Below are 4,158 nucleotides of genomic sequence, written 5' to 3'. Positions count from 1 at the left end.
AGCAGGCTTGCTCACACATAGGAATGCATTTCAAACTGTGGGAGCAGGCTTGTTCAGACATTGGAATGCATTTCAAACTGTGGGAGCGGGCTTGCTCGCGAAAGCGGTCGTTCAGATGACAATGATTCATCGTAGAACCGAATCATTCCTGATACACATCACCCCCTGCTGCAGAAACCGACCTAGACTTAAATCATTCCCTTCGACAAGGCAGTCTCCATGATCTCGATGTCTTCGTTCCACGCCATGCTCGTCCCGATCCTGAGCGGGATGATCCTGCTGGCCATCGGTTTCAACTTCCGCGACAAAAACGCCGGTGTCTTCGCCATGTGGATCGGCATGCTGATGATCCTGGCGACCGTGGTCTACAAGATCCTCGCCAAACTCAACGAATAAATCAGCGCCCGGCTCGCATTGATTCTGGCTGGCTCGTACACTCGCTCAATTCGCCCCTTTGCGAGGTTGACCGCCTAGTGTTCGCTCGTCTGTTTGCTCTGCCCTGCCTGTTCCTTGTCTGCCTGATGACGCTGCTGCCGCTGGCCCCTGCCCACGCGGTCGGCTTGCCGGGGCTGCTCAACAACACCAAGGCGCAACCCGAGGCGCAGGAACCACTGGGCCAGTCGCTGGATGAAGTCATCAAGTCGCTGGAAAACGACAAGCAACGAGCGCAGTTGCTGAGCGATCTGAAAAAGCTGCGCGACGCCACGAAAAAAGCCCAGGCCTCACCCGAAGAAGGCGTCCTGGGACTGATCGGCGGCACGCTGGCCAATTTCGAGAAACAGTTCTCCGGCGCCGACAGCCCGCTCACCCGCTGGTCCAACGAATTCGATCAGGCCCGGGGTGAGCTCGACAACCTGATGCTGCCGGCCAGTGAATGGCTGCCGATCATCTTCGGCTTTGCCGTGATCCTGATGGTCTGGAGCCTGCTGGCCGCCGCGCTGATCTGGCTCGGGCACCGGGTACGCATGCGCTTCGGCCTGACCGAAGAGCTACCCCAGCACCCCAAGGCTCTCGACATGCTGCGCTTCGCCCTGCGCAAGCTCGGGCCGTGGCTGATCGCGCTGGTCATCACCGTCTACATGAGCTACGCGTTGCCATCGTCATTGGGCAAGAGCCTGGCGATGGTGCTGGCTTATGCGCTGGTGGTCGGCACCTGTTTCTCGGCGATCTGCGTGATCGCGTTCTCGCTGCTCGACGGCCCGCACCGGCACCGGGCGCTGTACATCCTGCGCCATCAGGCCTTCCGCCCACTCTGGCTGATCGGCAGCTTCGCCGCGTTTGGTGAAGCGCTGAACGATCCGCGCCTGGTGGAAAGCCTCGGCGTGCACCTGGCGCACACCACCGCGACCATCACCAATGTCCTCGCGGCGCTGTTCACCGGCCTGTTCATCCTGCGTTTCCGCCGGCCGATCGCGCACCTGATCCGCAACCAGCCCCTGTCCCGCCGCCTGACCCGCCGCGCCCTCAGCGACACCATCGATATCCTTGGCACCTTCTGGTACATGCCCGCGCTGGTACTGGTCGGGATCTCGCTGTTCGCCACCTTCGTCTCCGCCGGAGACACCAGCACCGCCCTGCGCCAGTCGCTGATCTGCACGGTGCTGCTGGTGATGTGCATGGTGATCAATGGCCTCGTGCGCCGTCATTCGCTCAAACCACAGCGCGGGCCGAAGCGCCATGCATTGTACTCGGAGCGCCTGAAAAGCTTCTTCTACACCCTCGCCCACCTGCTGGTGTGGCTGACCTTCATCGAACTCGGCCTGCGCGTATGGGGCAAATCGCTGATCGGTTTCGCCGAGGGCGAAGGGCATGACGTCAGCGTCAAACTGTTCAGCCTGATCGGCACGCTGATTTTCTCCTGGCTGATCTGGATCCTCGCCGACACCGCCGTGCATCACGCCCTCACCCGCTCGCGCAAAGGCCTGGCGAATGCCCGCGCGCAGACGATGATGCCGCTGATCCGCAACGTGCTGTTCGTGGCGATCTTCATCATCGCGCTGATCGTCGCCCTGGCGAACATGGGCATGAACGTCACACCACTGCTGGCCGGTGCCGGTGTGATCGGTCTGGCCATCGGTTTCGGTGCGCAGTCGCTGGTGGCGGACCTGATCACCGGCCTGTTCATCATCATCGAAGACTCACTGGCGATCGACGACTACGTCGACGTCGGCGGTCACCTCGGCACCGTCGAAGGCCTGACCATCCGCACCGTGCGCCTACGCGACATCGACGGCATCGTCCACACCATCCCGTTCAGCGAAATCAAAAGCATCAAGAACTACTCCCGAGAATTCGGCTACGCGATTTTCCGGGTGGCGGTGCCGTACAACATGGAAATCGACGACGCGATCAAACTGATGCGCGAAGTCGGCCAGAAAATGCGCACCGATCCCCTGCAACGCCGCAATATCTGGTCGCCGCTGGAGATACAGGGCGTAGAAAGTTTCGAGTCCGGCAGCGCGATCCTGCGCGCCCGCTTCAAGACCGCGCCGATCAAACAATGGGAAGTTTCCCGAGCGTTCAACCTGTCGCTCAAACGCCATCTCGACGAGGCCGGCCTGGACCTGGCAACGCCGCGCATGAGCGTGCAAGTGATCACCGCCGGCGGTGGCCAGCCCAAGGAATAGCACTTGGGCGCAATGTGCGGGTCACAGGCAGGGAAGCCAGAAAAACAATAACCATGGAGAAACCCGATGCAACTGACCCGCATTGCCCAAGCCCTTCTGCTCAGCCTGGTCGCCGGCCACGCCGGTGCTGCCCCCCTGGACAGCACCCGCGAACACATCGCCGCGCAAGCCAAGGCACTTGAACCGGAACTGCTGGAACCCCGCCGCGACATCCACGCCCATCCGGAACTCGGCAACAGCGAAAAACGCACATCGGAACTGGTCGCCAAACAACTCAAGGCGCTGGGCCTGGAAGTCAAAACCAACGTCGCCCGCACCGGCGTGGTCGCCATCCTCAAAGGCGCCCTGCCCGGCCCGACCGTGGCCCTGCGCGCCGACATGGACGCACTGCCGGTCAAGGAAGTCGGCGACCTGCCATTCGCCTCGAAAGCCAAAGGCACTTATCTGGACAAAGAAGTCGACGTGATGCACGCCTGCGGCCACGACGCGCACACCGCGATCCTGCTGAGCACCGCGAAAATTCTCACAGGCCTGCGCGACACCCTGCCCGGCACCGTGGTGTTCTACTTCCAGCCCGCCGAAGAAGGCCCGAGCGACTTCATCCCCGACGGCAAAAACACCTGGGGCGCGAAAATGATGGTGCAGGAAGGCGTGATGAAATCACCCAAACCCGACGCCGTCTTCGGCCTGCACGTCTGGGCCGGTGTCCCCGCCGGCCAGATCGCCTACCGCCCGGGCGCCACCCTGGCCAGCTCCGACGACCTGCGCATCAAAATCCTCGGCAAACAGACCCACGCCGGCCGCCCCTGGGACGGCATCGACCCGATCACCGTCGGCGCGCAAACCATCGTCGGCCTGCAAACCGTGGTCAGCCGCCGTACCGACATCTCGTCGTATCCGTCGGTAGTCAGCATCGGCACCATCAACGGCGGCACCCGCTACAACATCATTCCCGAGTCCGTGGACATGAGCGGAACCATTCGCTCCTACGACTACGGCATCCGCCAGAAACTGCACGCGGACGTGCGCCAGACCATCGAAAAAATCGCCGAAAGCGGTGGTGCGAAAGCTGACGTGACCATCATCGAAAAATACGACCCGACCATCAACAACCCGGCGCTGACCGAAAAAATGCTGCCGACTTTGAAATGGGCAGCCAAGGACGACGTGGTGAATGCACCGCTGGTGGGTGGCGCGGAAGACTTCTCGTTCTTTGCCAAGGAAGTGCCCGGGCTGTTTGTGTTTCTCGGGGTCACGCCACGGGATCAGGACATGAGCAAGGCCGCGCCGAATCACAATCCGGGGTTCTTTGTGGATGAGTCGGCGCTGGTGGTTGGGGTGAGGACGATGGCGTCGCTGGCGACGGATTATTTGTATGGAAATGCTGAGGTTGCCAGATAGAGATGGGGGGATTGTGGGGGCGGCTTCGCGAGCAGGTTCGCTCCCACAGTGGGATTGGGTGTATTCAGTTGTAGATTGGTCGGCTGGCAGGCCGTCTTCGCGAGCAAGCCCGCACACAGCGGGATTGGGT

The 4,158-nt window shown here is 61.7% G+C and carries 3 protein-coding genes; all 3 read left to right on the top strand.

Features of this window, described 5'->3' with window-relative positions:
• The first annotated feature begins 219 nt into the window (after window positions 1–219).
• Window positions 220–396, top strand: a complete 177-nt coding sequence (locus tag PseAD21_RS29830; protein ID WP_177327380.1) for a hypothetical protein — start codon at window positions 220–222, stop codon at window positions 394–396.
• A 77-nt stretch (window positions 397–473) separates the two neighbouring features.
• A complete protein-coding gene (locus PseAD21_RS27705; RefSeq protein WP_102358920.1) occupies window positions 474–2,627 on the top strand; it encodes a mechanosensitive ion channel family protein in 2,154 nt (717 codons plus the stop codon).
• Between the two features lie 66 nt (window positions 2,628–2,693).
• Window positions 2,694–4,028 (top strand): amidohydrolase, encoded by a 1,335-nt coding sequence (locus PseAD21_RS27700; RefSeq protein ID WP_102358919.1) that lies wholly within the window; start codon window positions 2,694–2,696, stop codon window positions 4,026–4,028.
• The last annotated feature ends 130 nt before the right edge of the window (window positions 4,029–4,158 follow it).

It is taken from the genome of Pseudomonas sp. AD21 (assembly GCF_002878485.1).
In the GTDB taxonomy this organism is placed as follows: Bacteria; Pseudomonadota; Gammaproteobacteria; order Pseudomonadales; family Pseudomonadaceae; genus Aquipseudomonas.
Note: the sequence above shows the minus strand (reverse complement) of the source record. Positions and strands in the feature narration are given on the sequence as shown.

Coding starts and splice junctions, on each gene's coding strand:
- PseAD21_RS27700 (WP_102358919.1), top strand. CDS start 2,694: ATGCAACTGACCCGCATTGCCCAAGCCCTTCTGCTCAGCCTGGTCGCC.
- PseAD21_RS29830 (WP_177327380.1), top strand. CDS start 220: ATGATCTCGATGTCTTCGTTCCACGCCATGCTCGTCCCGATCCTGAGC.